General features: G+C 70.4%; 19 protein-coding genes. 11 read left to right on the forward strand and 8 right to left on the reverse strand.

The genetic code is table 11. The features are described from left to right. Positions 1 to 34 precede the first annotated feature (34 nt). A complete protein-coding gene (gene dnaB / locus AQJ30_RS28470) occupies positions 35 to 1,513 on the reverse strand; it encodes a replicative DNA helicase (RefSeq protein WP_067239633.1) in 1,479 nt (492 codons plus the stop codon). 459 nt (positions 1,514 to 1,972) lie between these two features. Between dnaB and AQJ30_RS28475 the strand changes: the two genes are divergently transcribed. After that, a complete protein-coding gene (locus AQJ30_RS28475; protein ID WP_067239634.1) occupies positions 1,973 to 3,310 on the forward strand; it encodes an MATE family efflux transporter in 1,338 nt (445 codons plus the stop codon). A 120-nt stretch (positions 3,311 to 3,430) separates the two neighbouring features. On the opposite strand, the gene rplI is transcribed toward AQJ30_RS28475, so the two are convergent. The 4 genes from rplI to rpsF all read right to left on the reverse strand — a co-directional run bounded on the left by rplI (position 3,431) and on the right by rpsF (position 5,135). Further along, positions 3,431 to 3,877 (reverse strand): 50S ribosomal protein L9, encoded by a 447-nt coding sequence (gene rplI / locus AQJ30_RS28480; RefSeq protein WP_067239636.1) that lies wholly within the window; start codon positions 3,875 to 3,877, stop codon positions 3,431 to 3,433. A gap of 18 nt (positions 3,878 to 3,895) precedes the next feature. After that, complete coding sequence (gene rpsR / locus AQJ30_RS28485; protein ID WP_003949403.1) at positions 3,896 to 4,132, reverse strand: 30S ribosomal protein S18; 237 nt, start codon at positions 4,130 to 4,132, stop codon at positions 3,896 to 3,898. A gap of 45 nt (positions 4,133 to 4,177) precedes the next feature. Continuing rightward, positions 4,178 to 4,765, reverse strand: a complete 588-nt coding sequence (locus AQJ30_RS28490) for a single-stranded DNA-binding protein (protein ID WP_067239637.1) — start codon at positions 4,763 to 4,765, stop codon at positions 4,178 to 4,180. Between the two features lie 79 nt (positions 4,766 to 4,844). After that, positions 4,845 to 5,135, reverse strand: a complete 291-nt coding sequence (gene rpsF / locus AQJ30_RS28495; protein ID WP_005482942.1) for a 30S ribosomal protein S6 — start codon at positions 5,133 to 5,135, stop codon at positions 4,845 to 4,847. A gap of 242 nt (positions 5,136 to 5,377) precedes the next feature. Between rpsF and AQJ30_RS28500 the strand changes: the two genes are divergently transcribed. The 3 genes from AQJ30_RS28500 (at position 5,378) to AQJ30_RS28510 (ending at position 8,100) form a co-directional block, all read left to right on the forward strand. Continuing rightward, positions 5,378 to 5,689, forward strand: coding sequence for a hypothetical protein (locus AQJ30_RS28500; protein ID WP_067239639.1), 312 nt, complete (start codon positions 5,378 to 5,380; stop codon positions 5,687 to 5,689). 182 nt (positions 5,690 to 5,871) lie between these two features. After that, entirely contained in the window at positions 5,872 to 6,993 is a 1,122-nt protein-coding gene (gene femX, locus AQJ30_RS28505) for a peptidoglycan bridge formation glycyltransferase FemX (protein WP_067239641.1), read from the forward strand. Positions 6,994 to 7,068: 75 nt separating this feature from the next. Continuing rightward, entirely contained in the window at positions 7,069 to 8,100 is a 1,032-nt protein-coding gene (locus tag AQJ30_RS28510; protein ID WP_067239643.1) for an alanine racemase, read from the forward strand. A 104-nt stretch (positions 8,101 to 8,204) separates the two neighbouring features. On the opposite strand, the gene AQJ30_RS28515 is transcribed toward AQJ30_RS28510, so the two are convergent. Next, complete coding sequence (locus tag AQJ30_RS28515; protein ID WP_067239645.1) at positions 8,205 to 9,704, reverse strand: glycosyltransferase family 87 protein; 1,500 nt, start codon at positions 9,702 to 9,704, stop codon at positions 8,205 to 8,207. Positions 9,705 to 9,877: 173 nt separating this feature from the next. Then, positions 9,878 to 12,565, reverse strand: a complete 2,688-nt coding sequence (locus tag AQJ30_RS28520; protein WP_079084354.1) for a transglycosylase domain-containing protein — start codon at positions 12,563 to 12,565, stop codon at positions 9,878 to 9,880. A gap of 363 nt (positions 12,566 to 12,928) precedes the next feature. Between AQJ30_RS28520 and AQJ30_RS28525 the strand changes: the two genes are divergently transcribed. The 4 genes from AQJ30_RS28525 to AQJ30_RS28540 all read left to right on the forward strand — a co-directional run bounded on the left by AQJ30_RS28525 (position 12,929) and on the right by AQJ30_RS28540 (position 16,743). Further along, positions 12,929 to 13,612, forward strand: coding sequence for a PadR family transcriptional regulator (locus tag AQJ30_RS28525; RefSeq protein WP_067239646.1), 684 nt, complete (start codon positions 12,929 to 12,931; stop codon positions 13,610 to 13,612). A gap of 44 nt (positions 13,613 to 13,656) precedes the next feature. After that, a complete protein-coding gene (locus tag AQJ30_RS28530) occupies positions 13,657 to 14,739 on the forward strand; it encodes an inositol-3-phosphate synthase (protein ID WP_067239648.1) in 1,083 nt (360 codons plus the stop codon). A 91-nt stretch (positions 14,740 to 14,830) separates the two neighbouring features. Then, positions 14,831 to 16,099 carry an MFS transporter gene (locus tag AQJ30_RS28535; RefSeq protein ID WP_067239650.1) on the forward strand — a complete coding sequence of 423 codons (1,269 nt, stop codon included), beginning with the start codon at positions 14,831 to 14,833 and terminating at the stop codon, positions 16,097 to 16,099. Positions 16,100 to 16,224: 125 nt separating this feature from the next. Beyond that, positions 16,225 to 16,743: an LppU/SCO3897 family protein gene (locus AQJ30_RS28540; RefSeq protein WP_067239652.1), complete on the forward strand. Its 519-nt coding sequence runs from the start codon at positions 16,225 to 16,227 to the stop codon at positions 16,741 to 16,743. A 123-nt stretch (positions 16,744 to 16,866) separates the two neighbouring features. Here the strand turns inward: AQJ30_RS28540 and AQJ30_RS28545 are convergent, their stop codons facing one another. Continuing rightward, positions 16,867 to 18,309, reverse strand: coding sequence for a CCA tRNA nucleotidyltransferase (locus tag AQJ30_RS28545; protein WP_067239654.1), 1,443 nt, complete (start codon positions 18,307 to 18,309; stop codon positions 16,867 to 16,869). Positions 18,310 to 18,587: 278 nt separating this feature from the next. Here AQJ30_RS28545 and AQJ30_RS28550 point away from each other — a divergent pair, with 278 nt between their 5' ends. From AQJ30_RS28550 to AQJ30_RS28560, 3 genes are all read left to right on the forward strand, one after another. Further along, the gene (locus tag AQJ30_RS28550; protein WP_067239656.1) at positions 18,588 to 21,005 is read left to right on the forward strand and encodes a DUF6049 family protein; all 2,418 of its coding nucleotides are present in this window, start codon (positions 18,588 to 18,590) and stop codon (positions 21,003 to 21,005) included. A gap of 43 nt (positions 21,006 to 21,048) precedes the next feature. Then, positions 21,049 to 23,340, forward strand: coding sequence for a murein biosynthesis integral membrane protein MurJ (murJ, locus tag AQJ30_RS28555; protein ID WP_067239658.1), 2,292 nt, complete (start codon positions 21,049 to 21,051; stop codon positions 23,338 to 23,340). Between the two features lie 138 nt (positions 23,341 to 23,478). Continuing rightward, positions 23,479 to 25,164: a protein kinase family protein gene (locus AQJ30_RS28560; RefSeq protein WP_067239660.1), complete on the forward strand. Its 1,686-nt coding sequence runs from the start codon at positions 23,479 to 23,481 to the stop codon at positions 25,162 to 25,164. Positions 25,165 to 25,176: the final 12 nt, after the last annotated feature.

Below are 25,176 nucleotides of genomic sequence, written 5' to 3' on the forward strand. Positions count from 1 at the left end.
GGTCCGGGCGGGACCGGGTCCGGGCCGGGTCGGGTCAGGTCTGGGCCATGTCCACGAAGCGGGAGTAGTGGCCCTGGAAAGCGACGGTGATGGTCGCCGTCGGACCGTTACGGTGCTTGGCCACGATCAGGTCGGCCTCGCCCGCGCGCGGTGACTCCTTCTCGTAGGCGTCCTCGCGGTGGAGCAGGATGACCATGTCGGCGTCCTGCTCGATGGAGCCGGACTCACGCAGGTCGGACACCATCGGCTTCTTGTCGGTGCGCTGCTCGGGACCACGGTTGAGCTGGGACAGCGCGATCACCGGGAGTTCCAGCTCCTTGGCGAGGAGCTTGAGGTTTCGGGACATGTCCGAGACCTCCTGCTGACGGCTCTCGGCGCGCTTGGAGCCGCCGGACTGCATCAGCTGGAGGTAGTCGATGACGACCAGCCGCAGGTCGTTGCGCTGCTTCAGACGGCGGCACTTGGCGCGGATCTCCATCATGGACAGGTTGGGCGAGTCGTCGATGTAGAGCGGCGCGGCCGAGACGTCCGGCATGCGCCGGGCCAGCCGGGTCCAGTCCTCGTCGGTCATCGTGCCGGAGCGCATGTGGTGCAGGGCCACGCGGGCCTCGGCGGACAGCAGGCGCATCGCAATCTCGTTACGCCCCATCTCCAGGGAGAAGATCACGCTCGGCAGGTTGTTCTTGATCGAGGCGGCCCGGGCGAAGTCCAGCGCGAGGGTCGACTTGCCCATCGCGGGGCGGGCGGCGATGACGATCATCTGGCCGGGGTGCAGGCCGTTGGTGAGCGAGTCGAAGTCGGTGAACCCCGTCGGCACGCCGGTCATCTCGCCGCTGCGCGAGCCGATCGCCTCGATCTCGTCGAGGGCGCCCTCCATGATGTCGCCGAGCGGGAGGTAGTCCTCGCTGGTGCGCTGCTCGGTGACCGCGTAGATCTCGGCCTGGGCGCGGTTGACGATCTCGTCGACGTCGTCGTCGGCCGCGTATCCCATCTGCGTGATGCGGGTTCCCGCCTCGACCAGGCGGCGCAGGACCGCCCGCTCGTGCACGATCTCCGCGTAGTACTCGGCGTTGGCCGCCGTGGGGACCGTCTGGACGAGGGTGTGGAGGTACGAGGCGCCGCCGACCTTGTTGATCTCGCCGCGCTTGGTCAGCTCGGCCGCGATCGTGATCGGGTCGGCCGGCTCGCCCTTGGCGTAGACGTCGAGGATCGCCTGGAAGATCGTCTCGTGGGCCGGCTTGTAGAAGTCGTGGCCCTTGAGGATCTCGACGACATCCGCGATGGCGTCCTTGGACAGGAGCATGCCGCCGAGCACGGACTGCTCGGCGTCCAGGTCCTGGGGCGGTACCCGCTCGAAGGCGGGGCCCCCGCCGTCCCAGGCGTCGCTGTCCCGGCCCCGGTCGTGCTGGTCGTCGCGGCTCCGGCCGCCGTCCCCGCGTCGGCGGGAGGCCGGCAGACGATCACTCGGACCGCTGTCGGCCCACGGGTCGTCCAAGGGCTCGGAAATGCTCACCGAGCGACCTCCTCCCGTCCGCCGAGCGGACCTCGCCGTGCCCCTCATTTCTACGGCACGGCACTGACAATCGAGAGGCCCAACTCCGTTTGTGGCGCGTCGGTTTTGTGCTGGTTTCCCAACCGGCGGACGGAGCGGGCGCCGGACCACGGTAGGCCCGCGGGCACCGTCAGCCAATCTGGTTATCCACAGGCCATGTGGACGACGGCCCGGATGTTGTGGAGAACTCCGCGAAACCTGTGCACGAGCCGGTGGACAGCCCTGTGAACAAGACCTCGATCTTTCGTGCGGTACCTCGCTGACCTGCGCCTTCCGCGTCCACCGGCTGTGCAGAAGAAAAACTTTCCCGGTCGGCGCAAGATCGGTTCGAACTGTGCGCACCAGCACGTACGACCGCACGGCGCGTAAGGGTCAGTGACTCATTGCATCTCTTACCTGTGGACGGTTAGATTGGTGCTCATGACACAGGCCCCCGCGACCCCCCAGAGCCTCCGGCGCCGGCACGACCGCGAGATCGTCACCCTGGCCGTTCCCGCCTTCGGCGCCCTGGTCGCGGAGCCCCTCTTCGTCATGGCCGACAGCGCCATCGTCGGCCACCTCGGCACCGCCCAGCTGGCCGGGCTCGGCGTCGCCTCCGCCCTCCTCACCACCGCCGTCAGCGTCTTCGTCTTCCTCGCCTACGCCACCACCGCGGCCGTCGCCCGGCGGGTGGGTGCGGGCGACCTCCAGGCCGCCATCCGCCAAGGCATGGACGGCATCTGGCTCGCCCTGCTGCTCGGCGCCGCCGTGATCGTCGTCGTCCTGCCCACCGCCCCCGCGCTCGTCGGCCTCTTCGGCGCCTCCGACACGGCCGCCCCCTACGCGACGACCTACCTGCGGATCTCGTCGCTCGGCATCCCCGCCATGCTCACCGTCCTCGCGGCGACCGGCGTCCTGCGCGGGCTCCAGGACACCAGGACACCGCTCTACGTGGCCGTCGCGGGCTTCGTCGCCAACGCGGCCCTGAACGCGGGGCTCGTCTACGGCGCCGGCCTGGGGATCGCCGGCTCCGCCTGGGGCACGGTCATCGCCCAGTGCGGCATGGCCGCGGTCTACCTGGTCATGGTCGTCCGGGGCGCCCGGCGCCACGGCGCGTCCCTGCGGCCCGACGCCGCCGGGATCCGGGCCTCCGCCCAGGCCGGCGCGCCCCTGCTGGTGCGGACGCTGTCCCTGCGGGCGATCCTGATGATCGCCACGGCCGTCGCCGCACGACTCGGCGACGCCGACATCGCGGCCCACCAGATCATCCTGTCCCTGTGGAGCCTGCTGGCCTTCGCGCTCGACGCCATCGCCATCGCCGGACAGGCCATCATCGGCCGCTACCTCGGGGCGGGCGACGCCGACGGCGCCCGTGCCGCCTGTCGGCGCATGGTCCAGTGGGGCATCGCCGTGGGCGTGGTCCTGGGGGCGCTGGTCGTCGTCAGCCGGCCGGTGTTCCTGACGCTGTTCACCAGCGACGCCGCCGTCCAGGACGCCGCCCTGCCCGCTCTGGTGATCGTGGCGCTCTCCCAGCCGGTCTCCGGGATCGTCTTCGTCCTCGACGGCGTCCTGATGGGCGCGGGCGACGGGCCCTACCTGGCCTGGGCGATGCTGGTGACACTCGCGGTGTTCGCGCCGGTGGCGTTCCTCGTGCCGGTCTTCGGCGGTGGGCTCACCGCGCTGTGGGCGGCCATGACGCTGATGATGATCGTGCGCATGGTGACGCTGTGGCTGCGGTCCCGCTCCGGCCGCTGGATCGTCACGGGCGCGACGCGCTGAGCGTTTCACGTGAAACACCGGGCCCCGGCCCGCCCCGGGAGACCCACCCGGGCACGGACACAGAACTGGGGCCGCATCCCGGAGGATGCGGCCCCAGTCAGTGCTCAGCGAGCAGACCGCTTACGCGGCGACGACCTCGATGTTGACCTTGGCGGCCACCTCGGGGTGCAGACGCACGGACGTCTCGTGGGCGCCCAGCGTCTTGATCGGCGTACCGAGCTCGATGCGGCGCTTGTCGACCTCGGGACCACCGGCGGCCTTGATCGCGGACGCGACGTCGGCCGGGGTGACGGAACCGAAGAGCCGGCCGGCGTCGCCGGAGCGAACGGCCAGACGGACCTTCACGCCCTCGAGCTGGGCCTTGATGGCGTTGGCCTGCTCGATGGTCTGGATCTCGTGGATCTTGCGAGCACGACGGATCTGCTCGACGTCCTTCTCGCCACCCTTGGTCCAGCGGATCGCGAACTTCCGCGGGATCAGGTAGTTGCGGGCGTAGCCGTCCTTGACGTCGACGACTTCGCCAGCGGCGCCGAGGCCGGAGACCTCGTGGGTGAGGATGATCTTCATGAGTCGGTCACCCTTCCCTTATCGCGCGGTGGACGTGTAGGGCAGCAGCGCCATCTCACGGCTGTTCTTGACGGCCGTGGCGACGTCACGCTGGTGCTGCGTGCAGTTGCCGGTCACGCGGCGGGCACGGATCTTGCCGCGGTCGGAAATGAACTTCCGCAGCATGTTCGTGTCCTTGTAGTCCACGTACGTGACCTTGTCCTTGCAGAAAGCGCAGACCTTCTTCTTCGGCTTGCGCACAGGCGGCTTCGCCATGGGGTTTCTCCTGTGTGATCAAGAAGGGGGGGTATCGAGCCGTCCCTAGAAGGGGGGCTCGTCCGAGTAGCCGCCACCGCCGCCGGAGCCGCCGCCCCAGCCGCCGCCGCCCTGCTGGGCGCCACCGGCGGGAGCACCGGTCGCCCAGGGGTCGTCGGCCGGAGCGCCGCCACCCTGCTGGCCGCCACCGGGGCCACCGCCCCAGCCGCCGCCCTGCTGGCCGCCACCGCCACCGCCGAAGCCGCCGCCCCCGCCCTGGCCACCGCGGCCGGCGGTCTTGGTGACCTTGGCCGTGGCGTTGCGCAGGCTGGGACCGACTTCCTCGACGTCCAGCTCGTAGACCGTGCGCTTGACGCCCTCACGGTCCTCGTAGGACCGCTGCTTCAGCCGGCCCTGCACGAGGACGCGCATGCCTCGCTGGAGCGACTCGGCGACGTTCTCCGCCGCCTGACGCCAGACCGAGCAGGTCAGGAACAGGCTCTCGCCGTCCTTCCACTCGTTCGTCTGGCGGTCGAAGGTGCGGGGGGTGGACGCGACACGGAACTTCGCGACCGCCGCACCGGAGGGGGTGAAGCGCAGCTCGGGGTCATCGACAAGGTTGCCGATGACCGTGATGACGGTCTCGCCTGCCATGGGGGAACCTCTCGGCGGGTTTGCTGCTGCTGGCTGCTGGTGGTGCTACTCGATTCCCGGGACTGGCTGAGCCGGAGGCTCAGTGGGTCTCGGGACGGAGGACCTTGGTCCGGAGGACCGACTCGTTCAGGTTCATCTGGCGGTCGAGCTCCTTGACGACCGCAGGCTCGGCCTGCAGGTCGATGACCGAGTAGATGCCCTCGGGCTTCTTCTTGATCTCGTACGAGAGACGACGACGGCCCCAGGTGTCGACCTTCTCCACCTTTCCGTTGCCCTCACGGACGACGGAGAGGAAGTTCTCGATCAGGGGGGCGACAGCGCGCTCCTCCAGATCGGGGTCGAGGATGACCATCACCTCGTAGTGACGCATGTGGAACCCACCTCCTTCGGACTCAGCGGCCACGGTCGTTCCGTGGCAGGAGGGTTGTGATGCGTTCGCAACGGTATCGGCCGCCACTGACAATCGGTCGGGCGTGGGCAGACACCGGTGCAGACGGTACACAGTACCCGCACCCACGCTTCCGGTTGAAATCCGGCCGGGAAGCCCGTCAGTCTTGTACACGTCGGGTGTGTACGGCGCTACGATGCGCCGCCTTCCGCAGGAGGTGCCCCATGGCACAACAGGCATTGCAACCCAACACCGCCGGATCCCTCTTCGCCACCGACGGCAAGCGCCACCCGGTCCAGGACGCCCTCACGGCGCTCACCCTGGTCCTCGGGGTGGTGTCCTTCGTCACGGCGCAGTTCGACAGCCTCCACCTGCTGAGCTCGTGGACGGGTCTGGTGGGGATCGTCACCGGCGCCTACGGGCAGTGGATCTCCGTGACCACCCGCGAGCGCTTCGGACTGATCCTGGGCCTCGGTGCCTCCGGCGTCGGCTTCCTGCTGGGGATGGCCAACGGCGGCCTCTTCGGCGGCCTCTAGTGATCTGACCGCGACCGGCGGCCGGGCCCCTCCGGCCGCCCCGCGCACGCCCCCGCCGCACCCGGGTCGGGGCGAAGGTGCCGTACGCCCAAACGGGGTGCTCCCCGGGCGCAGTAGGCTTCGGCGCGAGAGCCGGAGCCCCTGAACCCATGGGGACACACCAGCCCGAGGAGCGCCCCGACATGAGCCTGACCCTGAGGACGATCAGCCGCGAGCAGCATCTGGCATTCATCCAGAGCCTGCCGGCGGCGAGCCACATGCAGGTCCCGGCCTGGGCTGACGTCAAGGCCGAGTGGCGGTCGGAGAACCTCGGCTGGTTCGACGAGCGCACCGGCGCGCTGGTCGGCGCGGGTCTCGTCCTCTACCGGCAGCTCCCCAAGATCAAGCGCTACCTGGCCTACCTGCCCGAGGGCCCGGTCATCAACTGGTACGCGCCGAACCTGACCGAGTGGCTGGAGCCGATGCTCGCGCACCTCAAGCAGCAGGGCGCGTTCTCCGTGAAGATGGGCCCGCCGGTCGTCATCCGGCGCTGGGAGGCCAACTCCATCAAGCAGGGCATCCAGAACCCGGACGTGAAGCGGCTGCGCGACATCGAGGCCGACTTCATCGAGCCGCGCGCCTTCGAGGTGGCCGACAAGCTGCGCCGGATGGGCTGGCAGCAGGGCGAGGACGGCGGCGCCGGCTTCGGTGACGTCCAGCCGCGCTACGTCTTCCAGGTGCCGCTGGCGAACCGTTCGCTCGAAGAGGTCCACAAGAACTTCAACCAGCTGTGGCGCCGCAACATCAAGAAGGCCGAGAAGGCCGGCGTCGAGGTCGTCCAGGGCGGCTACCACGACCTGGAGGAGTGGCAGCGTCTGTACGAGATCACGGCCGTGCGCGACCACTTCCGGCCGCGCCCGCTGTCGTACTTCCAGCGCATGTGGACGGCCCTCAACTCCGAGGACCCCAACCGGATGCGGCTGTACTTCGCCCGCCACAACGGGGTGAACCTGGCGGCGGCGACCATGCTGATCGTCGGCGGGCACGTCTGGTACTCCTACGGCGCCTCCGACAACATCGGCCGTGAGTTCCGCCCGTCGAACGCCATGCAGTGGCGGATGCTGCGCGACGCCTACGCGCTCGGCGCGACGGTCTACGACCTGCGCGGCATCTCCGACTCGCTGGACGAGAGCGACCACCTCTTCGGTCTGATCCAGTTCAAGGTCGGCACCGGCGGGGAGGCGGCCGAGTACCTGGGCGAGTGGGACTTCCCGCTCAACAAGCTGCTCCACAAGGCCCTCGACATCTACATGTCGCGCCGCTGACGCGTCGCGTCGGGTGCTTCGATACACACAGCCACCACAGCCAACACAGTCACGAGAAAGGTCCCGGGTCCGGCCATGGCGCTCACGCTCTACGTCGACACCGCGCGCTGGCGGGCGCACCACAAGCACGTGCAGGAGCAGTTCCCCGGTCTGGTCCCGGTCTGCAAGGGCAACGGCTACGGCTTCGGGCACGAGCGGCTGGCCGAGGAGGCGACCCGCCTCGGCTCGGACGTCCTCGCCGTCGGGACGACGTACGAGGCCGCGCGCATCAAGGACTGGTTCGGCGGTGACCTGCTGGTGCTGACGCCGTACCGGCGCGGCGAGGAGCCGGTGCCGCTGCCGGACCGCGTCATCCGCTCGGTGTCCTCCATCGACGGCGTGTTCGGCCTCGTCGGGGCCCGGGTGGTCATCGAGGTGATGTCCTCGATGAAGCGCCACGGGGTGAGCGAGCAGGACCTGCCCCAGCTGCACTCCGCCATCGAGAACGTCCGCCTGGAGGGCTTCGCCATCCACCTGCCGCTCGACCGCACCGACGGCTCCGACGCCGTCGAGGAGGTCATCGGCTGGATGGACCGGCTGCGCGCGGCCCGGCTGCCGCTGCACACCATGTTCGTCAGCCACCTGAAGGCCGAGGAACTGCAGCGGCTGCAGCAGCAGTTCCCGCAGACCCGCTTCCGCGCGCGGATCGGCACGCGGCTGTGGCTGGGCGACCACGACGCCACCGAGTACCGCGGTGCGGTGCTGGACGTCACCCGGGTCGCGAAGGGCGACCGCTTCGGTTACCGCCAGCAGAAGGCGGCCTCCGACGGCTACCTGGTGGTCGTGGCGGGCGGCACCTCGCACGGGGTGGGCCTGGAGGCGCCGAAGGCGCTGCACGGTGTCATGCCGCGCGCCAAGGGCGTCGCCCGGGCCGGTCTCGCCACGGTCAACCGGAACCTCTCGCCGTTCGTCTGGGGCGGCAAGCAGCGCTGGTTCGCCGAGCCGCCGCACATGCAGGTGTCCATCCTGTTCGTGCCCTCGGACGCGCCGGAGCCCCAGGTCGGCGACGAACTGGTGGCCCACCTGCGGCACACCACCACGCAGTTCGACCGGCTCGTGGACCGCTAGCCGCTCCGGCGCCGCCGGCAGGACAACACGAAAGGCCGTACACGGGCTGTGTACGGCCTTTCGCACGCCCGGGGCCCCGTGGGGCCTCCCGCTTCCCCGACGGCTCACAAGGGGCCGTCGGACGCCTCCTCGCGGCCCCACTCCACCTGCGGGCCGTCGACGTGAGCGGCGTGCCGCGGCGGATGGGCCGCGGCCCCGAGGACGAACTTGTCCGGTGCGCCGTCGAGGACGCCCCCGGAGGGATCGTCGTCCCCGGCCTGCCGGACGACGTCCCGCTCGGGCATGAGGATGTCGCGGACGACGACGGCGCACAGGTAGAGCGTCCCGGCGATGTGGAGGCCGATGGCGTACTGGTAACCGTCGGTCGGCAGGCCCTTGTGGGCGTCGCCGCTGGTCGTGTAGGCGAGGTACAGCCAGATGCCCAGGAAGTACGCCACCTCGCAGGCCTGCCAGATCAGGAAGTCCCGCCACTTGGGACGGGCCAGCACCGCCAGCGGCACCAGCCACAGCACGTACTGCGGGGAGTAGACCTTGTTGGTGACGATGAAGGCCGCCACCACCAGGAACGCCAGCTGGGCGAAGCGGGGCCGGCGCGGCGCGGTCAGGGTCAGTCCGGCGATGCCCAGGAAGCACAGCACGACCAGCGCCGTGGCGAGCGTGTTGACGCTGTCGGTGGTCAGCGGGTCGGAGGACTTCTGCGCCAGGACCAGCCAGAAGGAGCCGAAGTCGACGCCCCGCTCCTGGCTGAACGTGTAGAACTTCGACCAGCCGTCGAAGGCGAACAGCATGACCGGCACGTTGACCGCCAGCCAGGCGACCACGGCACCGGCCAGGGCCCTGCCGAAGGGCCGCCAGGTGCCGGCCCGCCAGCACAGCAGGAACAGCGGTCCGAGCAGGAACACCGGGTAGAGCTTGGCGGCCGTGGCGAGCCCCAGCAGGACGCCGAACGCGAGGGCACGGCCCCGGGACCACATCAGCATCGCCGCGGCCGTCAGGGCGACCGCGAAGAGGTCCCAGTTGATGGTGGCGGTCAGCGCGAAGGCGGGGGCGAGCGCGACCAGCAGACCGTCCCAGGGACGGCGGGCGTGGGTGCGGCTCACGCAGACCACGATCACGGCCGCGCAGGCCATGAGCATCCCCGCGTTGACCATCCAGTACCACTGGGCCTGGTGCTGGAGGCTGCCGCTGCCGGGGGTGAGCCAGGCGGCGACCTCCATGAAGAGGCCGGTCAGCACCGGGTATTCGAGGTACTGCATGTCGCCGGGCAGCTTGTCGAAGTACGGCACCAGGCCGTCCGCGAAGCCCCGCCCCTGGTACAGGTGCGGGATGTCCGAGTAGCAGGCGTGCGTGTACTGGGAGCTGGCGCCGAAGAACCACCCCGAGTCGTAGCAGGGCAGCTTCTGGACCATGCCGAGGGCGAACATCCCGATCGCCACCAGCGCCACCACGCGCACCGGCGTCCACCAGGAGGCGCCGAGCAGGGCGCGCCGGCCGATGGGGCCGCCGATCAGCTCGCTGCCGGCCCGGGAGACCGCGTCGTCCCTGGTGGGGCACACCGGGTCCGCTTCGTGCACGCTCGCTTGCGTCGAATCTGCGCTGGGCATGGCTCACATCCTGCCGTACGGACCCAGGAAATGACTGAGGGCCGCCCCACCTGGTGCGGTGTGACGGCCCTCGACTCCTGGGGGCACCGGCTCCTGCCCGCTGGGGGACAGACCGTGTTTCACGTGAACAGGCGCATGTTTCACGTGAAACACCCGGTGCCGGGCGAACGGCGCTAACCGCTGCGGCCTCCGAAGAGGCCACCGTCCTGCCCCCTGGGGTTGCCGACGTCGGACGGCGATTCCGAGGGCGACGGTGAGGTGCCGTCGCCGCCCGGGCCGCCGTTGGAGGTGCCCTGGTCGGTACCGCCGTTGGTCTGGCACTGCCAGTCGAACTTGTTGCAGGTGTCGCTGGGCGACGGCGAGGGCTCGACCTCGCTCTTGCTCGGGCTCGGGGACGGGCTCGGCGAGGACTCCTCGGACTCGCTCACCGACGGCGTCGGGCTCGGCAGCGGGTCCTCGTTCAGGACCTCACCGATGGGCTCGGGTGTCGGGAACGACTTCGCCTTCTCGCCCTTGAGCGCCTCGGCCATGTAGTCGTGCCAGATCTGGGCCGGGAACGACGCACCGTGGATCTTCTTCTGGCCGCCCGTTCCGTACATCTCCAGGAACGTGCGGTTCTTGTTGGACTCGTTGTCGTCGTACCGGAACATCGTGATCGCGGTCGACAGCTGCGGCGTGTAGCCGACGAACCAGGCCGACTTGTTGCCGTCGGTGGTACCGGTCTTGCCGGCCACGTCCCGTCCGGGCAGCTGGGCGGCCGTACCGGTGCCCTTGTCGACCACGGTCTTCAGGATGTCCGTGACGTTGTCGGCGACCGGCGAGGTGAACGCCTCCTTGGTCTCGGTCTTGTGCGTGAAGGTCACCCCGTCCTTGCTGGTGACCTTCTCCACCGAGTACGGGTCGCGCTGCTTGCCGCTCGCGGCGAAGGTGGCGTAGGCGCCCGCCATGCGGATCGCGCTCGGGTCCGAGATGCCGATGGAGAAGGACGGGAAGCCGGTGCCCGTCAGGCTCTTCTCCTTCAGGCCGGCGCTGACGGCCGCGTCCTTGACCTTGTCCAGGCCGACGTCCATGCCGAGCTGCACGAAGGCGGAGTTCACCGACTCCCGCATGGCCTCCCGCAGGTCGATCTTGAAGTTGGGCGGGCTGCCGTACGAGGCCTGGCCGTCATTGGTCTGCAGCCACTCCTCGCCCTTCTCGTTCTTCCAGACCGACCCGTCGTAGTTCCTGATCTTGAGCTTGTTCTTGCCCGGGTACAGGCTCTTGGGGGAGACGATGGTGCGCTCGTCCTGCGCCTGCGACGAGCCGAGGTCGGGATCGCGCACGCCCCAGGTCATGGCGGCCGCGAGGACGAACGGCTTGAACGTCGAACCGACCTGGGCACCGGTCTGGTCGGCGTTGTTGGTGAAGTGCTTGGTCGCGTCCTCACCGCCGTAGATCGCCCGGATGGCGCCGCTGTCCGGATCCACCGAGGCGCCGCCGAACTGGACGTGGGTGTCCGTCTCCGGGCGTTCCTTCGGCTTGATGTTGGACTTCTGGACCTTGGTGACCGCGGCGGTGAGTTCCTTGACCTTGTTCTTGTCGAAGGTCGTGTAGATCGACAGGCCGCCCGCGCGCAGCTTCTCCTCGGTGATCCCGGTCTTATCGCTGTTGTTGACCAGGTAGCTGTTGGCAAGGTCGACGAGGTAGCCGATCTGACCGCTCAGCGCCGTGTTCGACCGGGGGTTCTGCCACTTCGGGAGCTGGGTGTACTTGGCCCGCTCGGTGGCGTTCAGGTGGCCGTACTCGACCATCTTGTCGAGCGTGTCCTGCATCTGGACGAACGCGCGCTTCGTGTTCGCCTGGGGCGTCGCCGCGGTGTCGATGGACTCGGCGCCCGCCGGGTCGTAGTAGGTGGCGCCCTTGAGCATGGCCGCCAGGAAGGCGCACTCACCGGGGTTGAGCTTGATGGCGTCCTTGTTGAAGTACGCGCGGGCGGCGGCCTGGATCCCGTAGGCGTTGCGCCCGTAGTAGGCCGAGTTCAGGTACCCGGCCATGATCTCGTCCTTGTCGATCGTGGCGCCCACCTTGATGGCGACGAAGATCTCCTTGAACTTCCGGGACACCGTCTGGGACTGGTCGTCCAGCATGGCGTTCTTGACGTACTGCTGGGTGATGGTCGAGCCACCCTGCGTCTGTCCGCCCTTCGCCATGTTGAGGAACGCGCGGGCGATGCCCTTGGGGTCGACGCCGCGGTCCGTCTCGAAGGTCTTGTTCTCCTGTGAGATCACCGCGTAGCGCATCGCCGCGGGGATCTGGGAGTAGTCGATGATCTGCCGGTTGGTCTCACCGCCGGTGGCGACCATCTCGGTGTCGTCCGACCAGTAGTAGACGTTGTTCTGGGCCTTCGCGGTCTTCGCGATGTCCGGGACGCCCACCATGGCGTAGCCGATGCCCGCCACGGCCACCAGGGTGCCGAAGAAGCCGAGGCACAGGCCGCTGACGAGCTTCCAGGAGGGCGTCCAGCGGCGCCAGCCGTCCTTGCCGTAGCGCGGGTAGTCGATCAGGCGCTTGCGCTCGGGCCCCTGGCGGCCCCGGGCGCGACCGGGTCCCGCCGCGCCGCCGCGGCGGCCTCCGCCCGGCTCGGGCGCCCGGCGCCGGCCGCCGGCGTTCCGCTGGGCCGCGCGCCGGGCCTCGGCCCGGCCGCCGTAGGACTGCTGCTCGCCTCCCGCGCCGTACTGACCCGACCCGTACGAGTCGGAGGGAGATCCGGTGGCGCCTCCCGGTGCCGCGCGGCGACCGGAGGACGCACCGGACTGGCCGCGTCGGCCCGCGGCACGTCCGCCTCCCTGCGGCTGCGGCGGTTTGCGACGGTGCTCGCTCATCGAACGACTACTCCTCGGGCAGGCGCACCCGTGCGCGCCTGGAAACGGCAGCTGGTTTCCGGTCCCCCCGAAGTACGGACGGGGTCGGTTCCCCATTCACCCGTACGGCACCAAGAGCCTCGACGCCCCCCGGCGTCCCACGGTTCCCGGTGGTGTGCATGCCGCACAGACTACGGGCCGTCAAAACCCGCCGAGTTCCGAAGTTCACCCCAAACCCGGCAACTTGCTGCGAACGAAACGGTGATGTGATCCCGTTCACCATCTCCCCTCTTGTCCCGTGCGCAAGGCCGTTCTATCGTCGTGATGTATCGAGTCGATACATCAGCGCGAGATAAAGCAGGACGACAGCAGAGGAGGCGAGCGATGAGCCGGCGTTCCGGCATCCTCGAGTTCGCCGTCCTCGGCCTGCTCCGCGAGTCTCCGATGCACGGCTATGAGCTGCGCAAACGACTCAATACGTCCCTGGGGGTGTTCCGGGCGTTCAGCTACGGGACGCTCTACCCCTGCCTCAAGACGCTGCTCGCCAACGGCTGGTTGACGGAGGAACCGGGGCACAGCCCCGAGGACGCCCTCGCCACCACCCTCGCGGGCCGCCGCGCCAAGATCGTCTACCGGTTGACGGCGGAAGGTAAGGAGCGCTTCGAGGAGCTGCTCTCCCAGACGGGGCCCGACGCGTACGAGGACGAGACGTTCGCCGCGCGCTTCGCCTTCTTCGGGCAGACCTCCCGCGACGTGCGCATGCGCGTCCTGGAGGGCCGCCGCAGCCGTCTGGAGGAGCGCCTGGAGAAGATGGGCGCCTCGCTGGCGCGCACCCGGGAGCGCCTCGACGACTACACACTCGAGCTCCAGCGCCACGGAATGGAGTCCGTGGAGCGCGAAGTGCGCTGGCTGAACGAGCTCATCGAGAGCGAGCGGGCCGGACGGGACCTGAAGGGTGCCGGCTCCGGGGGGACCGCTCAGCAGGACACCACCACTGGATCGACGGGCGGCCTGCCCCGTCCCGGGAACACTCCCGGTACGGATACGCCCGGCGACACCGCCACGTGAGCGCCCAGTCAGGGCCTCACTCGTACACACAGGGAGCAACCGGAATGGGTTCGGTTCGCGTAGCCGTCGTCGGCGTGGGCAACTGCGCCGCTTCGCTGGTGCAGGGCGTCGAGTACTACAAGGACGCCGACCCGGCGTCCAAGGTGCCGGGCCTGATGCACGTCCAGTTCGGCGAGTACCACGTCAAGGACGTCGAGTTCGTCGCCGCCTTCGACGTGGACGCCAAGAAGGTCGGCCTCGACCTCGCGGACGCGATCGGCGCCTCCGAGAACAACACCATCAAGATCTGCGACGTCCCCACCACCGGTGTGACGGTCCAGCGCGGTCACACCCTCGACGGCCTCGGCAAGTACTACCGCCTGACCATCGAGGAGTCCGCCGAGGAGCCGGTGGACGTCGTCCAGGTCCTGAAGGACAAGCAGGTCGACGTGCTCGTCTGCTACCTGCCGGTGGGTTCCGAGGACGCGGCGAAGTTCTACGCCCAGTGCGCCATCGACGCCAAGGTCGCCTTCGTCAACGCCCTCCCGGTCTTCATCGCCGGCACCAAGGAGTGGGCCGACAAGTTCACCGAGGCCGGTGTCCCGATCGTCGGTGACGACATCAAGTCGCAGGTCGGCGCGACCATCACGCACCGCGTCATGGCGAAGCTGTTCGAGGACCGCGGTGTCATCCTGGACCGCACCATGCAGCTGAACGTCGGCGGCAACATGGACTTCAAGAACATGCTCGAGCGTGAGCGCCTGGAGTCCAAGAAGATCTCCAAGACGCAGGCCGTCACCTCCCAGATCCCCGACCGGGACCTCGGCGAGAAGAACGTCCACATCGGCCCGTCCGACTACGTCGCGTGGCTCGACGACCGCAAGTGGGCCTACGTCCGCCTCGAGGGCCGCGCCTTCGGTGACGTCCCGCTGAACCTGGAGTACAAGCTCGAGGTCTGGGACTCCCCGAACTCCGCCGGCGTCATCATCGACGCCGTGCGCGCCGCGAAGATCGCCAAGGACCGCGGCATCGGCGGCCCGATCCTGTCGGCCTCCAGCTACTTCATGAAGTCCCCGCCGGTCCAGTACTTCGACGACGAGGCCCGCGAGAACGTCGAGAAGTTCATCAGCGGCGAGGTCGAGCGCTAAGCACGGCACCGCACACACCGCTCCTGCCAGGGCGCACAGGGTCCCCGGGTCACTCGATCCGGGGACCCTGCCGTATGTGAGGCTGTCCGCCATGGCCGTCGTCCCTGATCTGCGCGTCCTGCTGCGCTTCGGCACCTTCCGGCGGCTGCTCGCCGTGCGGCTGCTCTCCCAGTGCGCCGACGGTGTGTTCCAGGTGGCGCTCGCGACGTACGTCGTCTTCTCCCCCGAGAAGCAGACCTCGGCCGCGGCCATCGCCTCCGCGATGGCGGTCCTGCTGCTGCCCTACTCGCTCGTCGGCCCCTTCGCCGGCGTCCTGCTGGACCGCTGGCGCCGCCGGCAGGTGTTCCTGTACGGCAACCTGCTGCGCGCCGTGCTCGCGACGGCCACCGCAGCCCTGATGGTCACGCACGTCCCCGACTGGCTGTTCTACGTCTGCGCGCTGTGCGTGACGGCCGTCAACCGCTTCGTCCTGGCCGGGCTGTCCGCGGCCCTGCCTCGCGTGGTGGACGCGGACCGGCTCGTGCTGGCCAACTCGCTGTCCCCGACCGCCGGGACGCTCGCCGCGACCGCGGGCGGCGGACTCGCCTTCCTCGTACGGCTGGTCGTCGCCGACTCCGACGCCGCCGTGGTGCTGCTGGGGGCCGGCCTGTACCTGTGCTCCGCGCTCGCCTCGCTGCGCATGGCGCCCGACCTGCTCGGCCCCGACCTCGCGCTGGTGCGCCCGCGCCTGTCGGTCGCCCTCCGGGGCACGGCGAGCGGCCTGGCCGCCGGGGTACGGCACCTGACCGAGCCGCGGCGCCGGGCGGCCGCGTGGGCGCTGGGCGCCATGACGCTGATGCGGTTCTGCTACGGCGCGCTGACCGTGATGGTGCTGATGCTGTGCCGGTACGCCTGGTCGTCCGGCTCCGACCCGGACGAGGGGCTGGCGCTGCTGGGCCTGGCGGTGGGCGTCTCCGGCGCCGGCTTCTTCGTCGCGGCCCTCGTGACGCCGTCGGCGGCGGGGAGGCTGGGCCCGGTCCGCTGGATCGTCGTGTGCGCCGCCGCGGCGGCCGTCCTGGAACCGGTCCTCGGGCTGCCGTTCCGCCGGGGCCCGGTCCTCGTCCTCGCCTTCCTGCTGGGCCTCGTGACCCAGGGGGCGAAAATAGCCACCGACACCGTCGTCCAGTCTGGCGTGCAGGACGGCTATCGCGGCCGGGTCTTCTCCCTCTACGACGTCCTGTTCAACGTCGCCTTCGTGGGCGCCGCCGGGGTGGCCGCCCTCATGCTGCCGCAGGACGGCCGGTCAGCGGCCCTGGTGATAACGATCGCCGTGACCTACGGAGCGGTTGCAGCGGCTATGGCCCGCTTTGGGCGCCGCTGAGTGTCACATCCGAGCCACAGAGTCCCGCCAGGTGTCAGCAGTGTCAGTGGTGGCCGGTAACTTACGTGCGTCTTATGCGCTTCTTATGCGAGCGCTCACCAACTTTTTCGCAGGGGGACCCCTCCGTGACCACGACGCCGCCCCAGGGCCAGAACCCTTACGCACAGGGCCAGCAGCCGTACGGCCAGCCGCAGCAGCCCCAGGCCCCGTACCCGCCGCAGGGCGGCCAGCCGCAGCAGCCGAGCCAGGTGCCCTACGCCCCGTTCCCGAACCAGGGTGTCCCCGCGCCGCAGCCGCCCCGCCGCAAGGTGAGCTTCAAGCTCATCAAGAACATCGTCATCGTCGTGGCGGTCCTCGGTGTGGCCATCGGCAGCTTCATAGCGAGCCGGGACGACGCGGACACCGCCTCGGTCGGCGACTGCATGCACCGCGGCAGCAGCTCCTCCACCGACCCGGACCTCGAGGTCGTCGACTGCAAGTCGACGAAGGCCCAGTACGTCGTGCTGGCCAAGATCAAGGGCAAGTACGCGGGCGAGGTGGCCGCCTCGACGAAGTGCGAGGCCGAGGCCAAGGACTTCGAGTACACCTACACCGAGTCCGGCGACGGCAGCGACTTCCTGCTCTGCCTGAAGGACAAGAAGTAGGGCGACCCACTCAGTGTGGGGCGATGTTTCACGTGAAACATCGCTCCGCACGCGGGTGACAGCAAGACAGCAGCAACACGACGGGGCCATGTTTCACGTGAAACATGGCCCCGTCGTGTTCCCTCAGCTCTGCTCGGCCCACCACTCCTTCAGGGCCGCCACCGCGTCGTCGCGCTCCATCGGCCCGTTCTCCAGGCGCAGCTCCAGCAGGTGCTGGTAGGCCTTGCCCACGACCGGGCCGGGGCCGACGCCCAGGACCTCCATGATCTGGTTGCCGTCGAGGTCGGGACGGATGGCGTCCAGCTCCTCCTGCTCCTGCAGCTGGCCGATCCGCTCCTCCAGCCCGTCGTACGCCCGCGAGAGAGCGGCCGCCTTGCGCCGGTTGCGGGTCGTGCAGTCGGAGCGGGTCAGCTTGTGCAGGCGGTCGAGGAGCGGGCCGGCGTCCCGGACGTAGCGGCGCACCGCCGAGTCCGTCCACTCCCCGGTGCCGTAGCCGTGGAAGCGCAGGTGAAGCTCCACGAGCCGGGAGACGTCCTTCACCAGCTCGTTGGAGTACTTCAGCGCGGTCATGCGCTTCTTGGTCATCTTCGCGCCGACCACCTCGTGGTGGTGGAAGGAGACCCGGCCGTCCTTCTCGAAGCGGCGCGTGCGCGGCTTGCCGATGTCGTGCAGCAGCGCGGCCAGCCGGAGCGTGAGGTCGGGGCCGTCCTGCTCCAGGTCGATCGCCTGCTCCAGGACGATCAACGTGTGCTCGTAGACGTCCTTGTGCCGGTGGTGTTCGTCGCTCTCCAGCCGCAGCGCGGGCAGCTCGGGCAGCACCCGGTCGGCGAGGCCCGTGTCCACCAGCAGGGTCAGGCCCTGACGGGGGTGTGCGGACAGGACCAGCTTGTTGAGCTCGTCCCGGACCCGCTCGGCGGAGACGATGTCGATACGGTCCGCCATCTCGGTCATGGCCGTGACGACCTCCGGGGCCACCGCGAAGTCGAGCTGGGCGGCGAACCGCGCGGCCCGCATCATGCGCAGCGGGTCGTCCGAGAACGACTCCTCGGGGGTGCCCGGCGTACGGAGCACCCGGGCCGCGAGGTCGACGAGGCCGCCGTGCGGATCCACGAACTCCTTCTCCGGCAGCGCGACGGCCATCGCGTTCACGGTGAAGTCACGGCGGACGAGGTCTTCCTCGATGGAGTCGCCGTAGGACACCTCGGGCTTGCGGGAGGTGCGGTCGTAGGCCTCGGACCGGTAGGTCGTGACCTCGATCTGGTAGCCGTCCTTCTGGGCACCGACGGTGCCGAAGGCGATCCCGACCTCCCACACGGCGTCCGCCCAGGGCCGGACGATCTTCAGGACGTCCTCGGGGCGGGCGTCGGTGGTGAAGTCCAGGTCGTTGCCGAGCCGCCCGAGCAACGCGTCCCGGACCGAGCCGCCGACCAGGGCGAGCGAGAACCCCGCCGCCTGGAAGCGGCGGGCGAGGTCGTCGGCGACCGGGGCGACCCGCAGCAGCTCGTTGACCGCGCGGTGCTGCGCCTGGCTCAGGGCACTGGTGTTGTCTTCGTTGGCGTTCGGCACAACAGGAAAGGGTACGTGGCCCCGGAGGCCCCCCGCGCCCCGGCGAGCCCCGGGCCGCTGCGCCCCCGCGGGGCCGGACACCTCCCTCGATACACCCACAAGATCAGCACTTGTGGTGTTCGACGGCGCTCCTCTTTATACGGGCACATAGAGGACGGCCCGGGGGCTCCTCGCCGATCTTGTGGAGGGCTCCGCGGCACTTCCTCTCAGCGCACCTCGTTACCATGCGTGGACGCACTTTCCGACGACCACTGACGACGACGAGGGACGGCGAACGCGTGGCCGAGGCGGCAGACACCCCGGGGACGACTCCCTCACCTGCCCGCCGGTGGCTTCGGCGCACCGGCGCACTGCTCGCCGGAGCGCCGCTGCTGGCCGGGCTGCTCCAGCTGCCCACGGCCGGTCCCGCACAGGCGGCCGGCCCCGAGGGCGCACGGGAGGCGTCGCGCTCCGGTCCGGTGGCCGTGTCCGTGGACTCGCTCACCCCGGGCGCCCCCAGCGACGGCGACACGGTGACCGTGTCCGGCACGGTGACGAACAAGGGCAAGCAGGCCGTCACCGACGCCCACGTCGACCTGCGGGTGGGGTCGGTGCTGACCACGCGGTCGGGGATCGCCGACGTCGCCAAGCGCGCCGACGACCTCCCGGGCACCGACGGCACCGCGGTGGGCGGCGCGTACAAGGCGTCGTTCGACAAGCTCACGCCCGGCGTCGCCGAGCACTTCACCATCTCCGTGCCCGTCGACAAGCTCAACCTGGGCGGGGACGGCGTCTACCCGCTGGGGGTCGCGCTGTCCGGTGAGACGTCCGCCCAGCCGTGGGACCAGGTGCTGGGCATCCAGCGCACCTTCCTGCCGTGGCAGGCCGACGAGGCCGACACGACCACCCGGACGACGGTGCTGTGGCCGCTGATCTCCACCGTGCACATGACGGCGGAGACCGGGTCCAACCAGCAGCAGACGCCGGTGTTCCTCGACGACGACCTCGCCACGGAGATCGCCCCCGGCGGCCGCCTGGACCAGCTGCTGGCGCTCGGCAAGGAACTCGACGTCACCTGGGTGATCGACCCCGACCTGCTGGCCTCCGTCGACGCCATGGCGGGCGGCTACCGCCTCCGCGTGGACGGCGACACCACCGAGCCGGGCACGCACCAGGCGGTGGCCCAGCAGTGGCTCGCCAAGCTCCAGGACGCGGTGGCCGGCAAGGAGGTCGTGGCCCTGCCGTTCGCGGACCCGGACCTGGCCTCCCTCGCCCACAACGGAACCCGCGTCACCGGCTCGCTCAGCCAGCTCAAGGCCGCCACGGACGTCGCCGCTACCACGGTGGAGACCGTGCTGCACGTGACGCCGAGCACCGACTTCGCCTGGCCCGTGCAGGGCGCCGTCGACCCGTCGATCGTCAAGGTCGCCACCTCCGCCGGCGCCGACAAGGTCATCGCCCGCAGCGACAGCCTGCAGGAGACGGGCGGCCTGACCTACACGCCGTCCGCCGCCCGCCCCATCGGCGGGGGCACCACGGCGGTCGTCGCGGACAGCAAGCTGTCGCGGGCCTTCGAGGGCGACCTGACGAACGCGTCCGCGGCCACCCTGGCGGTGCAGCAGTTCCTCGCGCAGAGCCTCGCCCTCAACCTGCAGACCGACAAGCAGCGCAGCGTCGTCGTCGCGCCGCAGCGCCTGCTCACCGCGGGGCAGGCCCGGGCGATGGCCGAGGCGGTGTCGGCCCTGCAGGGCAGCACCTGGTCGCAGCCGCAGGACCTCACCGCGACCGCCAAGGCCAAGCCCGACCCGGACGCCACGACCAAGGTGCCCGCCCGCTCGGCGTACCCCGCCTCGCTGCACAAGCAGGAGCTGGCCCGGACGGCGTTCCAGGAGACCGCCACCACGCAGGAGCGGCTCGACCGGTTCAAGGTGATCCTCAGCGACCAGTCCCGGGTGGTGACCCCCTTCGGGCGGGCCGTCAACCGTGAGATGTCCACGTCGTGGCGCGGTCGGCCCGGCGCGGCCGGTGTGTTCCGCCAGGCGGTGCGCGGCTACCTCGACACGCTCGCCGGCCGGGTCAGGCTGATCGACAAGTCACCGACGAAGCTGTCCGGGCGCAGCGCCACCATCCCGGTGACCGTGCAGAACAACCTGGTGCAGGGCGTCGATCACCTGGTGCTGCGGCTCAGCTCCACCAACCCGACCCGCCTGGAGATCAGCGGCAAGGACTATGAAGAACAGCCGATCGCCGTCTCGGGCGGGCACAGCACGACGGTGAAGTTCACCACCTCCGCCAACGCCAACGGCCAGTCCACGCTCGTCGCCCAGCTGTACACGCAGGACGGCCAGGCGTACGGCGCCCCGGTCACGTTCGACGTGAAGGTCACCGAGATCACGGCCACGGTGATGCTGGTCATCGGCGGCGGTGTGCTGCTGCTCGTGCTGGCCGGCTTCCGGATGTACACCCAGCGCAAGCGCGCGGCCGCCCGCGAGGCGGAGGCGACGCCGGAGGACGACGGCACGGAAGAGGCCGCGGCCGAGGAGGCCGACGAGCCTGCGGACGCCGCCCGGAACCCCGAGGGCGCCGAGGACCGTCTCCCGGACGGGACCACCGCCCGCCCCCGGGCCGGTGGCCCGCAGCAGCCGAGTGACGGGAGGCCGGACACCGCAGCGGAAAACGCCGACCCGTCCGGCACGGGTGAGAGAGTGGACCGTTGAGACTGTCGTGGCCGGTGGCCCGGAACGATGAGGTGGGGTAACCATGAACGCGCCGTACGACGGTGACCGCGGTCAGGCCGCGGGCAGCTCGGGGTACCCCGACGGCCCGCCGCCCGAGCACGGCCAGGTGCCCCAGCAGCACCCCGCGGACATGTACCTCCAGGACGCCTACGACGAGGACCCCTACCGCGCGCAGGACCTCACCGCGCAGGACCCCGTCGCCGAGGCGCTGTACGACCGCGCCGCGCACCCCCCGCCGCCGCCCGGCACCTACCAGCAGCCGCAGCAGCCGCTGTACGGGCGGCCGCAGCAGTCGCCGTACGCGCCCGACCCGCGGGTGTGGGCGCAGACCCCGGCGCCCGAGCCGGACGGCGCCACCCAGTACCTGCCGTACGGCGACGACCCGCGCACGACCCAGTACGTGGGCGTGGACGACCTGGTGTCGCACTCCGGCGAGGAGCAGCACGAGCCGGACGCCTTCGCGCACCTCTTCCGCGACCAGCAGCAGAGCGGCACCCGCCCGCTCACGGACTCCCCGGCGGTGCCCGGCCCGGCCGCGGCCCCCGGCGGACCCGGCCCGGCGCAGCAGTACGCGGCGGCGTCGGCGCCCGCCGACGACCGGACGATGAACCTGGGCACCGCCCCCGCCGAGGCCACGGCACCGGTCGCCGCCGCGTCGGCCGCCGCACCGGCCGCCAAGAAGGGCGGCCGGGCCGGGGGGCTGCTGAAGTCCAGCGCCGTCATGGCCGCCGGCACGATGGTCTCCCGGCTCACCGGCTTCATCCGCTCGGCGCTGATCGTCTCCGCGCTCGGCGTGGGCCTGCTCGGCGACACCTTCCAGGTGGCCTACCAGCTGCCGACGATGATCTACATCCTGACCGTCGGCGGCGGCCTGAACTCCGTCTTCGTGCCGCAGCTGGTGCGCGCCATGAAGGAGGACGAGGACGGCGGCGAGGCCTACGCCAACCGGCTGCTCACCCTCGTCATGGTGGCGCTCGGCCTGCTCACGGTCGCCGCGATCTTCGCCGCGCCCCTGCTGATCCGGCTGCTGTCGGACCGCGTCGCCAGCGACCCGGCGGCCAACGACGTCGGCGTCACCTTCGTGCAGTACTTCCTGCCCTCGATCTTCTTCATGGGCGTGCACGTGGTGATGGGACAGGTCCTCAACGCGCGCGGCAAGTTCGGCGCGATGATGTGGACGCCGGTCCTGAACAACGTCGTCATCATCGTGACGCTCGGCATGTTCATCTGGGTCTACGGCACCGCCGCCGACTCCGGCATGAAGGTCACCACCATCCCGGCGGAGGGCCAGCGCCTCCTCGGCGTGGGCATCCTGCTGGGCCTGGTCGTCCAGGCGCTCGCCATGATCCCGTACCTGCGGGAGACCGGCTTCCGGATGCGGCTGCGCTTCGACTGGCGGGGCCACGGCCTCGGCAAGGCGGTCACGCTCGCCAAGTGGACCTTCCTGTTCGTCCTCGCCAACCAGGCGGGCGCACTGGTCGTCTCCCAGCTGTCCACCGCCGCCGGTGACAACTCGCCCGTCGACGGCACCGGCTTCGCCGCCTACGCCAACGCCCAGCTGATCTGGGGCCTGCCGCAGGCCATCATCACCGTCTCGCTGATGGCAGCCCTGCTGCCGCGCATCTCCCGCTCGGCCGCCGAGGGCGACGGCGGCGCCGTCCGCGAGGACATCTCGCAGGGGCTGCGCACCACGGCCGTCGCGATCGTGCCGATCGCCTTCGGCTTCCTCGCGCTCGGCATCCCGATGTGCACCCTGATCTTCGGCTCCTCGGGCACCAGCGAGGCCACCAACATGGGGTACATGCTGATGGCCTTCGGCCTCGGCCTGATCCCGTACTCGGTGCAGTACGTCGTCCTGCGCGCCTTCTACGCCTACGAGGACACCCGGACGCCCTTCTACAACACGGTCATCGTCGCCGCCGTCAACGCGGGCGCCTCCACCCTCTGCTTCTTCGTCCTCCCGGCCCGCTGGGCCGTGGTCGGCATGGCCGCCTCCTACGGGCTCGCCTACGCCATCGGCGTAGGCGTCGCCTGGAACCGGCTGCGCAAGCGGCTCGGCGGCGACCTCGACGGCGCCCGGGTGCTGCGGACGTACGCGCGGCTGTGCATCGCCTCCGTCCCGGCCGCCCTGCTCAGCGGCGCGGCCTGCTACGGCATCGGCCGCACCCTGGGCCAGGGCGCCGGCGGGTCCTTCGTCGCGCTGCTGGCCGGCGGGGCGGTCCTGCTCGCCGTCTTCTACGTCGGCGCCCGCCGGATGCGCATCGAGGAGCTCAACTCGCTCGTCGGTACCGTCCGGGGACGCCTGGGTCGTTGAGTCGGGGGGTAGGCGCACAACCATCGTCCGTCGCCGCGTGTCGTGCATAGCGCCGGACTGTGGGCACAATTGGGTTCGGCGTCGGACGGCGTGCTCGAGGTCGGAGGGCACGCACTGGATGGGGAGGCAGGAACGACGGTGGCGGAACGGAGCACGGCTGCCGTCGACGTGGCAGACAACAGCGGCGACGAGCCGCTGACCGCACAGGCGGACCAGGCCACGGCCGACGGGGTGGCCACGAACCGGGAGCGGGACACGGACAACGACGAGGCTCAGGGGAGCGGGGGGACGGAACGTCCCGGGAAGGCCTCACCGCCCGAGCTGCACAGCGGTCACAAGCTCGCCCGGCGCTACCGGCTCGAGGAGTGCGTCACCCGCCTGGACGGGTTCAGCAGCTGGCGCGCGGTCGACGAGAAACTCCGGCGTGCCGTCGGCGTCCACATCCTGCCCGCGGACCACTCACGGGCCCGCTCCGTCCTCGCCGCCGCCCGCTCCTCCGCGCTGCTGGGTGACCCGCGCTTCGTCCAGGTGCTGGACGCCGTCGAGGAGAACGACGTCGTCTACGTCGTCCACGAATGGTTGCCCGACGCCACGGAGTTGACCACCCTCCTCGCCACCGGACCGCTGGAACCGCACGACGCCTACCAGATGGTCAGTCAGGTCGCCGCCGCCATGGCCGCCGCGCACCGCGAGGGCCTGGCGCACCTGCGGCTGAACCCCAACGCCGTGCTGCGCACCTCCACCGGCCAGTGGCGCATCCGCGGCCTCGCCGTGAACGCCGCCCTGCGCGGCGTCTCCTCGCAGACGCCGCAGCGCACGGACACCGAGTCGATCGGCGCCCTGCTGTACGCGGCGCTCACCCAGCGCTGGCCGTACGAGAACGACGCCTACGGACTGTCCGGGCTGCCCAAGCAGATCGGTCTGATCGCCCCCGACCAGGTGCGGGCCGGTGTCCACCGCGGGCTGTCCGAGCTCGCCATGCGCGCGCTCGCCAACGACGGGGCGACCGCCTCGCGCCACGAGGCCCCGTGCACCACGCCCGAGGAACTGGTCAAGGCGATCGGTGAGATGCCCCGCATCCGCCCGCCGGAGCCCGCGTTCACGGCGCCGCCGGAGTACCAGCGCACGACGTACCAGCAGGGCACCTACGGCCGCCCCGCGCCCGCGGGCGTCACGCAGCCGCTCACCGCGCCGCCGCCGCTGCAGAGCCGCACCGGCCGCGCCCTGAAGTGGGCCGTCTCGGCCCTGCTCATCGCCGCGCTGGGACTCGGCAGCTGGCAGCTGGCGGACGCCCTCATGGACCAGGGCAACCAGTCCGACGACAACAACCAGACCCAGACGACGGACGGCAACGACAAGAGCCCCGTCAAGCCCATCAGCCGGCCGGTCGGCATCGTCGGCGCCCGGGACTTCGACCCGTTCGGCGACGGGTCGGAGAAGCCGTCCGACATAAGCAAGACGTACGACGACAGCACGGCGACGTACTGGCAGACGGACTACTACCAGGGTGCCGCGTTCGGCAACCTGAAGCCCGGTCTCGGCGTCGTCCTCGACCTGGGCAAGGTCCAGGAGGTCGGCACGGTGACCGTGACCTTCGTGGGCTCTACGTCGGTCGACCTGCGGACCGCGTCCGCCGACACGGCGTCGGAGCCGACGTCGTTCGACTCCTTCACCAAGGTCGCCTCGGGCACGGGCTCGACCGTGACGCTCAAGCCGGGCCGCACCGTGAAGACCCGCTACCTGCTGGTGTGGCTGACCAAGCTGCCGATGACCGAGGAAGGCACCTACCGCGGCCGGGTGGCGGACATCAAGGTGACCAGCTAGGCCGAGCGGGGA

Origin of the sequence: Streptomyces longwoodensis (assembly GCF_001514125.1) — a bacterium.
GTDB lineage: Bacteria > Actinomycetota > Actinomycetes > Streptomycetales > Streptomycetaceae > Streptomyces > Streptomyces longwoodensis.